This is a genomic window from Salirhabdus sp. Marseille-P4669, assembly GCF_900240405.1.
In the GTDB taxonomy this organism is placed as follows: domain Bacteria; phylum Bacillota; class Bacilli; order Bacillales; family Alkalibacillaceae; genus OEQK01.
In genome coordinates this window covers 1-15,741 of record NZ_OEQK01000010.1, presented here as the reverse complement: position 1 = coordinate 15,741, position 15,741 = coordinate 1, and the positions used below count along the sequence as shown (strand labels likewise).

The following is a 15,741-nucleotide window of genomic DNA, read 5'->3' as shown; positions in this document are numbered from 1 at the left end:
ACAAGATTTGTCAAAATTGCGTCAATATTTCCTCATGTTACTTTATACCCCGACGCCATTTTTCGAAAACCTCAAGTACTTCTTTTGAAAGAGGTATTTTTGCACGCGCTTGAAGGTTTATATGATGCTTTACTTCTTCTTCAATTTCTTTTTCAATATTTTCTACCTCAATTAATAGTTCTCTTGCCGACTTTCGCAATGCCCCTTGTGCAAAGATGGTTCTTTGCTCTGTATAATCTGAAGTCGCCACATAAACTTGTGTTTTTATGTTTTTTACTTCTCCAACAAGTTTTTCAATTCTCTCATCAGCTGTTTCATTTTCCCGTGTATAGATTACCTCTACCTTATAGGTCTTTTGTTTATTTTCTAAACCTCGCACTTCATATGCATCAAAAACAATAATCACGCGTTCACCTGTATAAGACTGATATTCGGCCATTTTCTCAATTAATAAATCTCTTGCCTGCGAAAGATCTTTATCTCGAAGGCTAGCAAGTTCTGGCCACGCGCCTATAACATTGTAACCATCCACTATTAGAACAACCATTTTTATTCTCCTAATGGATAGCGTTTACGATATACTTCATAAAGAAGCAAACTTGCAGCAACAGAAGCATTTAATGAGGTGACGCTTCCTTTCATCGGTAAACGTATGAGCCAATCACATTTGTCTCGGACTAATCTACTCAACCCTCTTCCTTCACTTCCTATTACTAAAGCTAAAGGCATATCACCATTTAGTTGTCGATAATCCTCTTCACCAGAAGCATCTGTGCCAACAACCCAAATGTTTTCCTGTTTTAGCTCATCTATCGTTCGAGCAATGTTGGTAACACGAGCTACAGGAACATACTCAATAGCACCAGCTGAAGCTTTCGCCACAGTCTGCGTCAATTGTACAGAGCGCCGCTTCGGTATAATGACTCCATGGGCTCCAACAGAATCACAGGTTCTTAATATGGATCCTAGATTATGCGGATCTTCTAACTCGTCTAAGATAATGAGAAAAGGTTGCTCATTTAAGGATTTCGCTTTGTTTAATAAGTCATCTATCGAAGCATAATCATACGCTGCAATGGAAGCTGCAACACCTTGGTGATTTTGGCCAATTTGGTCAAGCTTTCTTTTCGGAACACTTTGCGTAATGACTCCATTTTCCTTACAAAGTTGTATAATTGGCTTAGCAGATTGACTTTTGATATTCTCCAGTAAAAGGACTTTATTAATGGTTCTTCCTGATCGCAACGCTTCGATAACTGGATTTTTTCCAACGATCCATTCTTCTGACATAAGCCTAACTCCTATCCATTGTATTTGATATCGCTAAATCAATTAGCTCTTCTAAACGTTCAACATTACCACTTAAATAATGAAACCCTAACAGAGCTTCAAAGGCTGTGCTATATCGGTAGGTCATAACATCTGTATTTTTGGGAACTGTATATGATTTGGCATTTCGGCCTCGTCGAACTACTCCAACCTCTTCTTCCGTAAGTAGCTCCTCCTCAAGCCAACGCTTTATGACAACAGCTTGGGCAGTCGCCGCAACATACCGAATGGCAGAACGGTGCAATTGCTGCGGCTTGACACCTCCATTACGAATTAAGTGATCCCTCACATGCACTTCGTAAATGGCGTCACCCATATATGCTAAAGCTAAGCTATTTAACTGCTTTACACTTTGTTTATCTAGTTGCATTATGAACCTCTTTTCCAACGTGTCCCTTGTGGTGTATCTTCTAAAATAATATTCTTCTCTTTTAACTCATCTCTTATTTGGTCTGCTAAAGCAAAATCTTTATTTTTTCGAGCTTCTATTCGCTTTGCAATTAATTGTTCGATTTCCTCATCCAATAGTTCATTTTCTTGTTCAAATACAACACCAAGAATTCCTAATAGGTCATGGAACGCTTGCAAAAATTGTTCGATAACATCACTAGAAGTATGACGTTCTTGTAAGTATAGATTCCCTTCTCTTGCTAAATCAAACAATACACTAATTGCGTTTGCTGTATTAAAGTCATCATTCATTTCGTCGAAAAAGCGTTGTTTATGCTCATGAAGCTTATCTAGCCACACTTCATTGTTTTCAGTGAGGTCCGTGCTTGAATGTTGACGATGCTCAAGATTCGTAATGGTCGTTTTAATTCGATCCAAACCATTTTTTGCACTTTCCAATAAAGAGTTGCTGTAATTGATTGGGTGACGATAATGGACACTTAACATAAAAAATCGCAGCACGTTTGGGTCGTGTTCTTTAATAATATCGTGGACAAGCACAAAGTTACCTAATGATTTAGACATCTTTTCATTATTTATATTAATATAGCCGTTGTGCATCCAGTAATTCGCAAAACTTTTCCCGTTTAAAGCTTCTGATTGCGCAATTTCATTTTCGTGGTGCGGAAACGTAAGGTCCTGACCACCAGCGTGAATATCAATCGTATCTCCCAAATATTTTTTAGCCATCGTAGAGCATTCAATATGCCATCCCGGACGCCCTTTCCCCCAAGGACTATCCCATGATATTTCGTTCGGCTTTGCTTGCTTCCATAAGACAAAATCTAGTGGGTCCGATTTTTTCTCCCCAACGTCGATGCGCGCTCCAACTCTTAATTCATCTACAGATTGATGTGAAAGCTTTCCATAGGATTCAAAAGCTCTTGTTTTAAAGTATACATCCCCTTCCGCTTCATACGCATATCCCTTATCAATCAACCCTTTAATAAAGGCAATAATGTCATCCATCGTTTCCGTTACCCTCGGATGATGATCTGCTTCTTTTACATGAAAGGCATGTATATCTTCTTTATAGGCATTAATAAATCGTTCAGCCAATTGAGGAACTTCCTCACCTAGCTCGTTCGCCACTTTAATAATTTTATCGTCCACATCCGTGAAGTTTAAAACGTATTTTACTTCATAACCTACATATTCCAAATACCGACGAACTGTATCAAACACAATGGCAGGTCTAGCATTCCCAATGTGAATGTAGTTATAAACAGTTGGTCCGCATACGTACATTCTCACTTTACCTTCTTCAATTGGTTTGAATGTTTCTTTTTTTCTCGTGAGCGTATTAAATAGTTGTATTGGCATCATTTCCAACTCCTTTTTTAATTTGTTCTAATTCTTCTTTTAAACGTTTAATCTCTTCTTCCATAAACTCTATACGATCTGAAACTGGATCTGGTAATTTGTGGTGATCTAGGTCATTTCTAACTTTTTCTCCATTTTGAACAACGACTTTTCCAGGTATTCCAACTACTGTTGAATTATCTGGAACGTCCCGTAAAACAACAGATCCCGCTCCAACCTTAGAGTTTTCACCAATTGTTATGGAACCAAGCACTTTTGCACCCGATGCAATTAACGCATTATCTTTTACCGTTGGATGTCGCTTGCCCTTTTCTTTGCCAGTTCCACCAAGTGTGACGCCTTGATAGATTGTAACATTATCTCCTATCTCACAGGTTTCTCCGATAACAACTCCCATGCCATGATCGATAAAAAACCTTCGCCCTATTTTGGCACCTGGATGAATTTCAATCCCAGTAAAAAAGCGACTTACTTGAGAAATAACTCTCGCTATAAAAAACAAACGTCTTTTAAAGCAAGCATGCGCAATACGATGTGACCAAATAGCATGTAGTCCTGAATAGGTTAAAATAACCTCAAAGCGACTACGGGCTGCCGGGTCTTGGTCAAACACAACATCTATATCTTCCTTCATCATTTTAAAGAATCCCATATACCAGTACCTCCAATCTCTTCCATAGGATTGTTTCGGGAATAATAAAAAACACGCCTCTGTATAAATACAGAGACGTGTTCACGCGGTCCCACTCTGTTTAGGGAAAACTCCCTCAACTTATATAGCTCATAACGGTTGCTAACCGCCCTTGCCTACTTGTTTCAACAAAGGACTCAAAGGTGCATTTCAAAAGAGTATCTTAAAATCACTTTCAGCGGGTGTGATTCTCTCTGTATAAGAAGGGGCTCTTTTTACTTCTCCTTTTTAACGTTCCCATATATAACATCACGAAGACGTTATGGTTTATTTACAATATATTATATCCTACATAAAATGTGTATTAATTAAATTGGTTTAATACACTTTGTAATCTTACTTTAACAGTTTCCTTGCCTAAAAGGAAGATTGCGTTTGGTAATTCTGGTCCATGTGTTTCTCCTGTAGTTGCAACACGGATTGGCATAAACAATTTTTTACCCTTCGCACCTGTTTCCTTTTGTACCGCTTTAATCGCCTTCTTAATATGATCTGGTTCAAAGGCTTCTACATCATCCAATTGTGCTAGGAATGCTTCCATAACTGCTGGAACCTGCTCTTCTTTTAACACTTCTTGGCATTCCTCATTATAATCAATTTCTTCTTTAAAGAATAGCTCTGTTAATTCCACAATTTCAGCACCATAGCTTAATTGTTCTTTATACAATGCTATTAATTGTTTCGCCCATTCTTTTTGCTGTTCATCCATATTTTCAGATAGCTTACCCGCTTTTATTAAATGCGGCAAAGCCAAGTCAATAACACGGTCTAAATCCGCCGCTTTAATATATTGATTGTTCATCCACTTTAATTTAGCAGGGTCAAAAACAGCAGGAGATGTTGCTAATCGTTCCGGGTCGAAAATGTTAATAAACTCTTCTCGACTAAACAATTCCTCTTCCCCAACCGGAGACCAACCTAACATACCAATAAAGTTAAATAAAGCCTCTGGTAAATAACCTAAATCTGCATATTGCTCAATGAACTGTACAATACTTTCATCACGCTTACTTAACTTTTTGCGGTTTTCATTAACAATCAATGTCATATGACAAAATGTTGGCACTTCCCAACCAAACGCTTTATAGATCATCATTTGTTTTGGTGTATTGGAAATATGGTCTTCCCCACGTAAAACATGAGAAATTTCCATTAAATGATCATCAATGGCAACAGCAAAATTGTAAGTAGGAGTACCGTCTTTTTTCACCATAACCCAATCGCCAAAATCATCGGATTCAAAAGTGATTTTCCCTTTTACAATATCATGGAAAGTATACGTCTCATTTGCTGGCACACGAAAACGGATGCTTGGCTTTCTACCTTCTGAAACAAATTGCTCTTCCTGTTCTGGCGTTAGATTTCGATGTGCACCAGAATACCTTGGAAGTTGGCCCTTCGCCTTTTGCTCTTCTCTTTCCGCCTCTAACTCTTCTTCCGTCATATAACAACGGTAAGCAAGACCCTTTTCTAATAACTCATCCGCATACTTTTTATAAATATCCAGACGCTCCATTTGACGATATGGTCCGAAATCACCACCGACGTCAATGCTTTCGTCCCAATCCATTCCTAACCATTGTAAATATTTTAACTGACTAAGTTCTCCACCTTCAACATTACGCTTTTGATCTGTATCTTCAATACGAATGATAAATTTACCACCTGTACTACGAGCAAATAAATAATTAAATAATGCTGTTCTAGCATTCCCTATATGTAAGTGACCAGTTGGACTTGGTGCATACCGTACACGTACGTTTTTCGTCATAACTATCGCCATCCTTTTTTCTACGTATAAACTTTACATGTATTTTATCATTACTTTAATAGAAAACTAAATTTTTTCTAAAAGCACAACCGCTTGGGCTGCAATGCCTTCCTTTCTACCGGTAAAACCTAATTTCTCAGTAGTTGTTGCTTTCACATTAACTTGAGAAACTTCTGCTTGCAACAATTTTGCAATTACCTTTTGCATTTGTCCAATATATGGAGCCATTTTTGGGGCTTGCGCAATAATTGTACAATCAATATTTCCAAGCTTATACCCTTTTTCTACTACGATATTCCATACATGAGCAAGTAGCTTTTTGGAATCTGCATTTTTAAATTCAGGGTCTGTGTCTGGAAAATGCTTACCGATATCACCTTCACCAATAGCACCTAGGCATGCATCTGCTACTGTATGAAGCAACACGTCTGCATCTGAATGACCAAGCAAGCCTTTTTCATAAGGTATTTCAATCCCCCCAATGATGCAAGGCCTCCCTTCAACAAGCTGATGCACATCATATCCTGATCCAATTCTCATGCCTAATCCCCCTTTTGTATTCTCATTTTGTTCAAATAAGCTATTGGCCTTTTTAATATCCTCAGGAGTAGTTAATTTAAAATTATTGTAGCTACCTTCTACTACTTTAATAGGATGTCCCATTCTTTCCACCAGGGAAGCATCATCTGTCCCAAGGTATTCTTCTTCCATCGCAAGCTCATGGGCCTTTACGATAAGGGAATATTGAAACCCTTGAGGTGTTTGTGCAGCCCACAATAGATTACGATCTAGTGTTTTTAAAACTTCCCCATCCGTTGACTTAATGGTGTCTGTAACACGCGTTGCTAATACAGCAGCACCACTATTCTTCACCTCATCAACGAGAGCGTGAACTTTTTCTTTTTCCACAAACGGTCTTGCTCCATCATGGATTAATACAACACCATCTCCACGACATGCTTTTAGTCCATTAAAAACACTTTGCTGTCTTTCTTGTCCACCCACAACCACTTCCGCTACTTTTCGAATTGTATGTTGATTGAGTAAAGAGGTCATTTCTTCTTTTTCTAGCTTATTGACAACTAAATAAATGTTCGAGCATCGTTCATCATTCTCAAAAACATTTAACGTATGTATAATGAGCGGTTTGCCAGCAAAATGCAGAAATTGTTTGTTCCGATTTAATTTCATTCTTTTCCCAAGACCTGCCGCTACAACTACGACTTCATAATTATCCATTTTTATCCGCCTTTATCACCTTATCGCATACCTTTATAAAAAGTCTTTACAAAACAAAAGCGATAACAATAGGCTGTTATCACTTTTGCTTTTGTCTATATTATTATTCCTCTTTTACAATGCTTTTTCAAGTAATTTTGGTTTAGCAAAAATCATTCTTCCTGCTGAGGTTTGAAGAACACTGGTTACTAAAACATCGATTGTTTTGCCAATGTAATTTCTGCCTTCTTCCACAACAATCATTGTACCATCGTCTAAGTAGGCTACACCTTGTTTGTCTTCTTTCCCGTCCTTAATCACATGAACATTAAGTTCTTCTCCAGGTAAGACAACAGGTTTCACTGCATTTGCTAAATCGTTTATATTTAATACTTGAACATTTTGAAACTCACATACTTTATTTAAATTGAAATCATTTGTAACTAAAATACCGTCTAGTTTTTTCGCTAACTTTACTAACTTACTATCGACTTCCTGTACATCTTCAAAATCACCTTCATAAATTTGAACATCTACAGGAATTTCTTTTTGCATTCGGTTTAAAACATCAAGTCCACGTCTACCTCTGTTTCGTTTTAAAACATCAGATGAATCTGCAATATGTTGAAGTTCTTCTAATACAAATTGTGGAATAACCACGATTCCTTCCAAAAACCTAGTTTGACATATATCCGCAACACGACCATCAATGATAACACTTGTATCTAGAATTTTTGGCTTAATATGAAATGGTAGCTCTTTTTCATCATCTTCATCTGTCGGTTTTCGTTTTTCTTTCTTATTTGTGATGAGTAAGCTAACAAATTCATTACGACGCTTAAAGCCTACTTGTAATCCTAAGTAACCTAATACCACAGTTATGAAGGCTGGAAGTACTTGTGAAACTAGCTCAATTTGATTTTCTCTGAGCGGTAGAGTAATTAAGTAAGAGAGTATAAGACCGATCATCAACCCAATACAACCAAACAATAAATCTGCAACAGGTGCTTTTACTAACGTTTCCTCGACCCACTTAATAAAATTCACAAGGTAATCAACAAGCCAAAATGTAGAAAAAAATAATATAATAGCACCTAATACTGCTCCAATATATGGAGAAACAATCCATGACGGTGAATCAAAATTAACAAGTTTAAGTAATTCTGGAATATACAGATATCCAATAGTACCGCCGGCTATTACAATAAACAGCTGAATGATCTTTTTCAGCATACCAGTCACCTCCTTAATCATCAGTATTTCCAAAAATCAACATCATCATAAGCAAAATTTTTACAAATAATCATTTCATTTTACTAGGAATACTTTTCTTATTTACACATAACATTTCTTTTGTAGTTATTAATTATAACACCATGAATAAATGTAGTCAAAATAATAAACCGTTAATTGTAACACTTAAATTACATTATGTCAATTTTATTACAATATTGCATTTTTCATTTTTTTACCATAATAATATCGCTTTCTAATTGCCTAAGGATACCTTTAATGCCTCATGAACCGATTGGACACCGATAACTTCTATAGAGGATGGTGTCTTTATACCATTGACGTTTTTTTCAGGGACAATAGCTCTTCCAAATCCAAGCTTTGCGGCCTCATTTATTCTTTGTTCAATACGAGAAACCCGTCTTATTTCACCAGTTAATCCCACTTCGCCTATTAAGACATCGTTTGGGTTTGTTGGTTGGTCACGGAAGCTCGATGCAATACTTATAGCTACCGCTAGATCAATAGCGGGTTCGTCTAGCTTAACCCCTCCCGCTACTTTGACGTACGCATCTTGATTTTGTAGAAGAAGTCCTGCACGTTTTTCCAAAACAGCCATCAATAATGGCACTCTACTTTGATTCAATCCAGTTGCCATCCTACGTGGGTTACCAAAGCTAGTTGGAGATAAGAGCGCTTGTATTTCTACTAGAACAGGTCTAGTTCCCTCCATGGAAGCAACAATTGTTGAGCCCGCTACATTCGCTGATCTTTCCTCTAAAAACACTTCTGAAGGGTTTGTAACTTCGACTAGTCCCTCCTCTTTCATTTCGAAGATGCCCATTTCATTTGTACTACCAAAGCGATTTTTAACACTTCTTACAATACGGAAAGCATTGTGTCGTTCTCCTTCAAAATACAATACCGTATCCACCATATGTTCGAGTAATCTTGGACCAGCAATAGATCCTTCTTTGGTTACGTGGCCAACTACAAATATTGGGATATTATTGCTTTTAGCTATGCGCATTAATTCAGAGGTACATTCTCTTACTTGAGAGACACTCCCTGGAGCAGATGTAATCTCACTATGATAGACGGTTTGAATGGAGTCCACTACTACAAATGATGGTGACATTTTTATAATTGCATCCGCTATTTCTTGAATATTTGTCTCTGACATTACGTATAAATTATTTGATTTTATCGCTAAGCGGTCAGCACGTAGTTTCGTTTGTTTCACCGATTCTTCACCAGATATATAGAGTACATCTAAATCTTTTTCCGCTAATTGAGAGGATACTTGAAGTAATAAGGTTGACTTTCCAATACCTGGGTCTCCACCAATTAATACGAGGGAGCCTGGAACAATCCCTCCACCTAACACTCTATTTAATTCTTGACTACTAGTTGTAACTCGGTGTTCCGTTTCGGATACAATGCCTGTAATTGGTTCTGGTTTGCCTACTTTATGGCTTTCCCCCGTCATAAACGTGCTTCTACGTGTATTTTTTATTTCTTTCTCTTCTACTAATGTATTCCATTGATGACATGCTGTACATTTTCCCATCCATTTTGGTGATTCGTATCCGCATTCTTGACATACAAACTTTGTTTTCGCCTTCGCCATTGTTCGATCCATCCTTTTTACACTCTTCTTGTTTATCTATTAAAATTTGATTACAAATAACTTGCTGCAAATAACATTCCATTTTTCTCTATATCTATATTTTATTACCCTTCCAGCTCGTATTTTATCACGGTTTATACGAATCACTCATATATACATACGATTTTAATCTAGTTTTAGTTGCACCTTTTCTATTAATTAGTACTATCGTACCGGAAGAGAAGAAAAATCGGAAGGTACACACCTCCCGATTTTTTTCCTACTTTATAGTGTATTTTTCAATTTCACGCATTACTTTACTATAATTTGACCTTCCTCATCTACATCAATATACACTTTTTGTCCTTTTTTAATTGTACCTTTTAACAATTCCTCTGACATTAGATCTTCTATGTGCTTTTGAATAGATCTCCGTAAAGGTCTTGCACCATATTCTAAATCTGTACCTTCTGAAGAGATTTTATCAATTGCTTTAGTGGACACATCAAACTCCAAATCCTGTTCTTTCAGTCGTTTTTGTAGTTGTTCAATCATTAGTGTCACAATTTCATTTAAATGCTTTTGTTCTAATGAATGGAACACAATTGTTTCGTCAATTCGGTTTAAAAATTCAGGACGGAATGCTTTTTTCAATTCATCCATAACCTTTGACTTCATTGCTTTAAAGTCTTGGCTTTCATCCCCAAGAGTAAATCCAACATATTTATTTCGTTTTAATTCTTGAGCACCTACGTTTGATGTCATAATTAATACGGTATTTCGGAAATCTACCGTTCTACCCTTGGAATCGGTTAAGCGGCCATCCTCTAACACTTGAAGCAGGATATTAAACACTTCTGGATGCGCCTTCTCAATTTCATCAAGCAAGACAACAGAGTAAGGCTTTCTTCTAACTTTCTCGGTTAATTGTCCACCTTCCTCATATCCTACATACCCTGGAGGTGACCCAACAAGTCGAGAAGTAGAATGTCTCTCCATATATTCGGACATATCAATTCGAATCATTGCATCTTCATCACCAAACATAGCATTCGCTAATGCTCGAGCTAATTCCGTCTTCCCAACCCCAGTAGGACCTAAGAAAATAAAGGAACCAATGGGACGTTTTGGATCTTTCAATCCTGCTCGCGCACGACGTATAGCTCTCGATACTGCTTTCACTGCTTCATCTTGACCAATCACTTGACCGTGCAAGATTTCTTCTAAATTAAGTAGGCGTTCACTTTCATCCTTTGCTAGCTTAGAAACTGGAACACCAGTCCAAATGGATACAACCTTCGCAATATCCTCTACCGTTACTTCAGAGCTTTCTTGACCTTGTTTTTCCTTCCATTCATCCTTTGTTTTTTCAAGGTTCTCTCGTAAACGTTGCTCATTATCTCGAAGTGATGCAGCTTTTTCAAATTCCTGACTTTGTACAGCTGCATCCTTTTCTTTACGAACTTCTTCTAATTTTTGCTCCAGCTCTTTTAAATTTGGTGGTGTTGTGTAGGAACGTAATCTCACTTTAGAAGCCGCTTCATCTATTAAATCAATCGCTTTGTCTGGTAAGAAACGATCTGTGATATAACGATCAGAAAGTTTTACTGCTGCTTCAATCGCGTCATCTGTTATGGTAACGCGATGGTGTGCCTCATAACGATCTCGTAATCCTTCCAAAATTTGAATCGATTCGTCTAAATTTGGTTCATCTACCTGAATTGGTTGGAAGCGACGTTCAAGCGCTGCATCTTTTTCAATATACTTTCGATACTCATCTAAAGTGGTAGCTCCAATACATTGTAACTCGCCTCTAGCTAATGCTGGTTTTAAAATATTCGATGCATCAATGGCACCCTCTGCACCACCAGCACCAATTAAAGTGTGTAGCTCATCAATAAATAAAATAATATTTCCCGCTTGGCGAATCTCTTCCATCACTTTTTTCAGACGATCTTCAAACTCACCACGATATTTTGTTCCAGCTACAACAGTCCCCATATCTAGTGTCATGACCCGTTTATCTCGTAAAATTTCAGGAATTTCGTTATTTACAATTTGCTGGGCTAATCCTTCCGCAATTGCCGTTTTCCCAACACCTGGTTCCCCTATTAATACTGGATTGTTCTTCGTACGTCGACATAATACTTGAATAACACGTTCAATTTCTTTACTACGACCAATTACTGGATCGATTTGATCTTCTCTTGCAATAGCAGTTAAATCGCGTGCAAGAGAATCTAATGTTGGTGTATTAGCATTAGAGGACTGTCTACCGCCTCTTTGACTTGTAGTAGACTCATTGCTACCTAAAAGCTGTAATACTTGTTGACGAGCTTTATTTAAGCTTACACCGAGGTTATTTAGGACTCTTGCAGCAACACCTTCTCCTTCACGAATTAAACCTAACAGGATATGCTCTGTTCCAACATAGGAATGTCCTAGTTTTCTCGCTTCATCCATGGAAAGCTCAATAACCTTTTTCGTACGAGGTGTATAGTGAATATTTTGAGTCGCTTTTTGACCCGTACCGATAAGCTGTTCTATTTCCGATTGAATTTTATCTGCAGCTACATCCAACGAATTTAGTGCCTTTGCAGCTATCCCTTCCCCTTCTCTTACAAGACCTAAAAGGATATGCTCCGTCCCAATATTATTATGTCCAAGACGCATTGCTTCTTCTTGTGCTAAAGCTAATACTTTTTGCGCTCTTTCTGTAAATCGCCCAAACATCATAGTTTTGTACCTCCTTAATCGATATCCATGTTTAAACGTTCTCGAATTAATGTTGCTCTTCTTATATCTCTTTCTTCTGGTGATAAAGTATTCTTCGCATAGTTTTGTAAGAATCCTGGCTGGGTTAACACGATGAGTTCATTTAAAATGCTCTTTGAAACGTTGTTAATAATCCCCAAATCAATACCTAACCTAACATCAGATAGGCATTTAGCTGCTTCTTTCGATTGAATAATTCTACTATGCAAAAGTACTCCGTAAGAGCGGAAAATTTTATCTTCTAGCCATAATCCAGATTCATGTTGAATCCTACTTCTAGCATTTCTCTCCTGCTCCACGATTTGGGATACTACACTGATTAAATCCTCGACAATATCCTGTTCGGATTTACCTAACGTAATTTGGTTGGATATCTGAAATATATTTCCTAAAGCTTCACTACCCTCTCCATATATTCCTCTAACCACTAATCCTAATTGGTTTATTGCAGGGATAATTCGATTTAAATGTTGAGTCATTACCAAAGCTGGAAGATGTACCATAACGGAAGCTCTTAATCCTGTACCAACATTAGTAGGACAACTCGTTAAATATCCTCTATGTTCATCAAAAGCATAATGGATGTTCTCTTCTAGTAAGTCATCAAACTTCAAAGCATGATCTAAGGCTTTTTCTAATTGAAAACCTGGATAATATAGCTGGATACGTATATGATCTTCCTCATTAATCATGATCGATATTTGTTCATTTTGAGAAATCATTGCCGCACCACTATCTTTATTTTCAGCAAGATTTGGACTAATTAGATGTTTTTCTACTAATACCCTTTTTTGGATATGATCTAAACCTGACATTGCGACTAGCTCTAAATCTTTGAAGTCACCATAGCTGTTATGCTCAAAGTAATCTTTAAATACTTTCGTAACTTTCTGTAAGGATTCCTTATCCGCAACAATTGGAAAAGGGATATCTCTAAAATTTCGAGCTAATCGAATACGGCTACTCAAAACAATATCACTATCTGGCCCTTCTTCCTTTAACCACGGACTAACTGCATCGTTGATAAAGCCTTGTAATGACATTATGCTTCACCACCCTTGTCACCACTTATTTGCTTCTCTAAATTCTTGATTTCATCCCGAAGTTTCGCAGCCTCTTCAAATTTTTCACTTTCTATCATTTGCTGCAATTTATATCTCAACATTTCGATATTTCGTTTCACATGAAGACTTCCACCCTGCCGCTTTGGAATCTTCCCTTCGTGTTTTGTGTTCCCACTATGAACCTTACGAAATATTGGATTGAGGCGATCATTAAATGTTTTATAACATTCTGCACAACCAAATTTACCAACATTGGCAAATTGCTGATAAGTCATGCCACAAGACTCACATTTTAATTGTTCTTTAGGTGAAGTGTAATCTGTTGATTGAGTCCCACCTAACGGGTGCGTAGAATCAAAGTTAAAAAGACCGGATAACAAGTTATGGAAGGTAAAGCTCTGCTTATTATGGTCCATATATCCTTTATCCTGCGCACATTGTTCACAAAGATGAACTTCGGTTTTATTCCCATTAATAATTTGAGTAAAATGAACCGTCGCAGGTCTATTATGGCATTCTTGACATTCCATAAAATATCCCTCCTTTATTTATACTTTAATACTTCTAGCATCGCCTTCATCAGCTTTGCTCTTAGTTCATCTCTAGCAGGTAAAGGAATCGAGATTACGTTACGGTCCATAACACTTACCATTAATTTCGCTTCACGATTCGTGATAATTTCTTCTTCCAATAGACGTTCAATTATGTGAAGACTTGCCTGCTGAGAAATTTCATGTTTGATTAACGTGATAATGTGATCAATTAACTCCATTTTTGTTTGGGGTTTTACTTGAATAATACGTATATAACCTCCACCACCACGTTTACTTTCAACGATATATCCTTTTTCAACTGTAAAACGTGTATTGATCACATAATTAATTTGCGAGGGGACACATTGAAAACGATCAGCAATTTCACTGCGCTTTATTTCGATAGCATTTTGGTTACTTGTTTTCATCACTTCTTTTAGATACGTTTCAATAATGTCAGATATATTTTTCATACCGTCCCTCCTCCTTTTTATTAAGTATGTGAATGTCTTTGACTTTGACTATCTTTGACTTTGTTACTTATTATACTCACAATATCTCTTGTTGCAAACATTTTGCCTTTTACTTTATTAAAAATTTTACCGTTACAGTTATTTAAAAAAACCCTATTGCCTTATCATCATTGACAAAAGGGTAGCATTATATATTTATTTTTTTTCAAAAACGTAATTTACATGCTCTAGTTGTGATAAATAGTGCAATAAATCCTTTTGATTAATATGTTGTCCACTATCTAGTTCAATAAAAAGATGACGATCGTCTTCTTTCTCATTCTCTATTTCTAATCTTCTTATATTTAATTGCATTTCTTCAAATACATTTAATATTTCAATAAGCTGTGCATTTTTCTTCAATTTCAATTCAATATATCGTTCTCCCTTACCTCTTGAAAATAGTTTATCTTCTATATGGTTTAGAAAAATTAAACTTAATAACACAACGATAGTCGTTAAGACTGCAATGGAATATAACCCTGCTCCTATTACGAGTCCAAGACCAGCCACTACCCATATAGATGCAGCTGTCGTTAAACCTTTTATTGTCATTCTATGTACCATGATGGTTCCAGCACCTAAAAACCCTATTCCACTAATTACATAGGAAGGTATTCGTGCGGGATCAAAACGAATAATATCAAACTTTTCTAAGTACTGATCGAAACCATATAAGGATAACAGCATCATTAAACAAGAGCCAACACCAACTAATATATGGGTACGAAACCCTGCGGAGTGGTTTTTTAATTCCCGCTCAAAACCAATAATTCCACATAGCATTACTGCAAAAATAATTCGAAATGTCATCGTGTCAAAATCATTACCTAACCATTTAGTTATTTCCTCCATAGCTATTTCCCCTCGTATGACGAATTTTTATGATTTCCGTATTATAGCATGCTTCGATTAAAAAGATTGTCAAAACTAGATACTTTTTCTTTGATGTTTATAATCATAGCGTTTATGTTCTACTTCTATTTTATGATTACTATTTCCTTTTATTTCTTTAAGAGCAATATCCTCGTATTGCTTTTCAAATTTTATCTTTTTTAAACACAAAAAAAGCCAAGGAGAATATCTCCTTGACTTCTTGCCTAGCAATGTCCTACTCTCGCAGGGGAAACACCCCAACTACCATCGGCGCTGAAGAGCTTAACTTCTGTGTTCGGAATGGGAACAGGTGTGACCTCTTCGCCATCACCACTAGACTTACAGGATGTAAGTCGT

14 protein-coding genes, 1 rRNA gene and 1 other annotated feature are annotated in these 15,741 nt (G+C 36.9%); all 15 genes read right to left on the bottom strand.

The window, feature by feature from the left end; all coding sequences use genetic code 11:
• Positions 1-37: 37 nt before the first annotated feature.
• The 15 genes from C1A05_RS16775 to rrf all read right to left on the bottom strand — a co-directional run bounded on the left by C1A05_RS16775 (position 38) and on the right by rrf (position 15,722).
• Entirely contained in the window at positions 38-547 is a 510-nt protein-coding gene (locus tag C1A05_RS16775; RefSeq protein WP_102029391.1) for an NYN domain-containing protein, read from the bottom strand.
• Positions 548-549: 2 nt separating this feature from the next.
• Positions 550-1,290 (bottom strand): 23S rRNA (guanosine(2251)-2'-O)-methyltransferase RlmB, encoded by a 741-nt coding sequence (gene rlmB / locus C1A05_RS16770; RefSeq protein WP_102029390.1) that lies wholly within the window; start codon positions 1,288-1,290, stop codon positions 550-552.
• Between the two features lie 4 nt (positions 1,291-1,294).
• Positions 1,295-1,699, bottom strand: a complete 405-nt coding sequence (locus tag C1A05_RS16765; RefSeq protein WP_102029389.1) for a Mini-ribonuclease 3 — start codon at positions 1,697-1,699, stop codon at positions 1,295-1,297.
• Positions 1,699-3,102: a cysteine--tRNA ligase gene (cysS, locus tag C1A05_RS16760; RefSeq protein WP_200816520.1), complete on the bottom strand. Its 1,404-nt coding sequence runs from the start codon at positions 3,100-3,102 to the stop codon at positions 1,699-1,701. Before cysS ends, C1A05_RS16765 begins: the two co-directional genes overlap by 1 nt.
• Positions 3,083-3,754, bottom strand: coding sequence for a serine O-acetyltransferase (cysE, locus tag C1A05_RS16755; RefSeq protein WP_102029387.1), 672 nt, complete (start codon positions 3,752-3,754; stop codon positions 3,083-3,085). Before cysE ends, cysS begins: the two co-directional genes overlap by 20 nt.
• A gap of 68 nt (positions 3,755-3,822) precedes the next feature.
• Positions 3,823-4,034, bottom strand: a binding site (T-box leader).
• A 63-nt stretch (positions 4,035-4,097) separates the two neighbouring features.
• Positions 4,098-5,564, bottom strand: a complete 1,467-nt coding sequence (gene gltX / locus C1A05_RS16750; protein WP_102029386.1) for a glutamate--tRNA ligase — start codon at positions 5,562-5,564, stop codon at positions 4,098-4,100.
• Positions 5,565-5,630: 66 nt separating this feature from the next.
• A complete protein-coding gene (locus C1A05_RS16745; protein WP_102029385.1) occupies positions 5,631-6,803 on the bottom strand; it encodes a bifunctional 2-C-methyl-D-erythritol 4-phosphate cytidylyltransferase/2-C-methyl-D-erythritol 2,4-cyclodiphosphate synthase in 1,173 nt (390 codons plus the stop codon).
• A 114-nt stretch (positions 6,804-6,917) separates the two neighbouring features.
• A complete protein-coding gene (locus C1A05_RS16740) occupies positions 6,918-8,015 on the bottom strand; it encodes a PIN/TRAM domain-containing protein (protein ID WP_102029384.1) in 1,098 nt (365 codons plus the stop codon).
• A gap of 256 nt (positions 8,016-8,271) precedes the next feature.
• Positions 8,272-9,645: a DNA repair protein RadA gene (gene radA, locus C1A05_RS16735; RefSeq protein ID WP_102029383.1), complete on the bottom strand. Its 1,374-nt coding sequence runs from the start codon at positions 9,643-9,645 to the stop codon at positions 8,272-8,274.
• 291 nt (positions 9,646-9,936) lie between these two features.
• Positions 9,937-12,360: an ATP-dependent protease ATP-binding subunit ClpC gene (gene clpC, locus C1A05_RS16730; protein ID WP_102029382.1), complete on the bottom strand. Its 2,424-nt coding sequence runs from the start codon at positions 12,358-12,360 to the stop codon at positions 9,937-9,939.
• Between the two features lie 14 nt (positions 12,361-12,374).
• Entirely contained in the window at positions 12,375-13,442 is a 1,068-nt protein-coding gene (locus tag C1A05_RS16725; RefSeq protein ID WP_102029381.1) for a protein arginine kinase, read from the bottom strand.
• Positions 13,442-13,993 (bottom strand): UvrB/UvrC motif-containing protein, encoded by a 552-nt coding sequence (locus tag C1A05_RS16720; RefSeq protein ID WP_102029380.1) that lies wholly within the window; start codon positions 13,991-13,993, stop codon positions 13,442-13,444. Before C1A05_RS16720 ends, C1A05_RS16725 begins: the two co-directional genes overlap by 1 nt.
• Positions 13,994-14,007: 14 nt before the next feature.
• On the bottom strand, positions 14,008-14,469 hold the full coding sequence (locus C1A05_RS16715) for a CtsR family transcriptional regulator (protein WP_102029379.1): 462 nt from the start codon (positions 14,467-14,469) through the stop codon (positions 14,008-14,010).
• Positions 14,470-14,664: 195 nt separating this feature from the next.
• Positions 14,665-15,363: an MgtC/SapB family protein gene (locus C1A05_RS16710; RefSeq protein ID WP_102029378.1), complete on the bottom strand. Its 699-nt coding sequence runs from the start codon at positions 15,361-15,363 to the stop codon at positions 14,665-14,667.
• 243 nt (positions 15,364-15,606) lie between these two features.
• Positions 15,607-15,722 (bottom strand): 5S ribosomal RNA (gene rrf / locus C1A05_RS16705).
• Between the last annotated feature and the right edge of the window lie 19 nt (positions 15,723-15,741).

Coding starts and splice junctions, on each gene's coding strand:
- C1A05_RS16775 (WP_102029391.1), bottom strand. CDS start 547: ATGGTTGTTCTAATAGTGGATGGTTACAATGTTATAGGCGCGTGGCCA.
- rlmB (WP_102029390.1), bottom strand. CDS start 1,290: ATGTCAGAAGAATGGATCGTTGGAAAAAATCCAGTTATCGAAGCGTTG.
- C1A05_RS16765 (WP_102029389.1), bottom strand. CDS start 1,699: ATGCAACTAGATAAACAAAGTGTAAAGCAGTTAAATAGCTTAGCTTTA.
- cysS (WP_200816520.1), bottom strand. CDS start 3,102: ATGCCAATACAACTATTTAATACGCTCACGAGAAAAAAAGAAACATTC.
- cysE (WP_102029387.1), bottom strand. CDS start 3,754: ATGGGATTCTTTAAAATGATGAAGGAAGATATAGATGTTGTGTTTGAC.
- gltX (WP_102029386.1), bottom strand. CDS start 5,564: ATGACGAAAAACGTACGTGTACGGTATGCACCAAGTCCAACTGGTCAC.
- C1A05_RS16745 (WP_102029385.1), bottom strand. CDS start 6,803: ATGGATAATTATGAAGTCGTAGTTGTAGCGGCAGGTCTTGGGAAAAGA.
- C1A05_RS16740 (WP_102029384.1), bottom strand. CDS start 8,015: ATGCTGAAAAAGATCATTCAGCTGTTTATTGTAATAGCCGGCGGTACT.
- radA (WP_102029383.1), bottom strand. CDS start 9,645: ATGGCGAAGGCGAAAACAAAGTTTGTATGTCAAGAATGCGGATACGAA.
- clpC (WP_102029382.1), bottom strand. CDS start 12,360: ATGATGTTTGGGCGATTTACAGAAAGAGCGCAAAAAGTATTAGCTTTA.
- C1A05_RS16725 (WP_102029381.1), bottom strand. CDS start 13,442: ATGTCATTACAAGGCTTTATCAACGATGCAGTTAGTCCGTGGTTAAAG.
- C1A05_RS16720 (WP_102029380.1), bottom strand. CDS start 13,993: ATGGAATGTCAAGAATGCCATAATAGACCTGCGACGGTTCATTTTACT.
- C1A05_RS16715 (WP_102029379.1), bottom strand. CDS start 14,469: ATGAAAAATATATCTGACATTATTGAAACGTATCTAAAAGAAGTGATG.
- C1A05_RS16710 (WP_102029378.1), bottom strand. CDS start 15,363: ATGGAGGAAATAACTAAATGGTTAGGTAATGATTTTGACACGATGACA.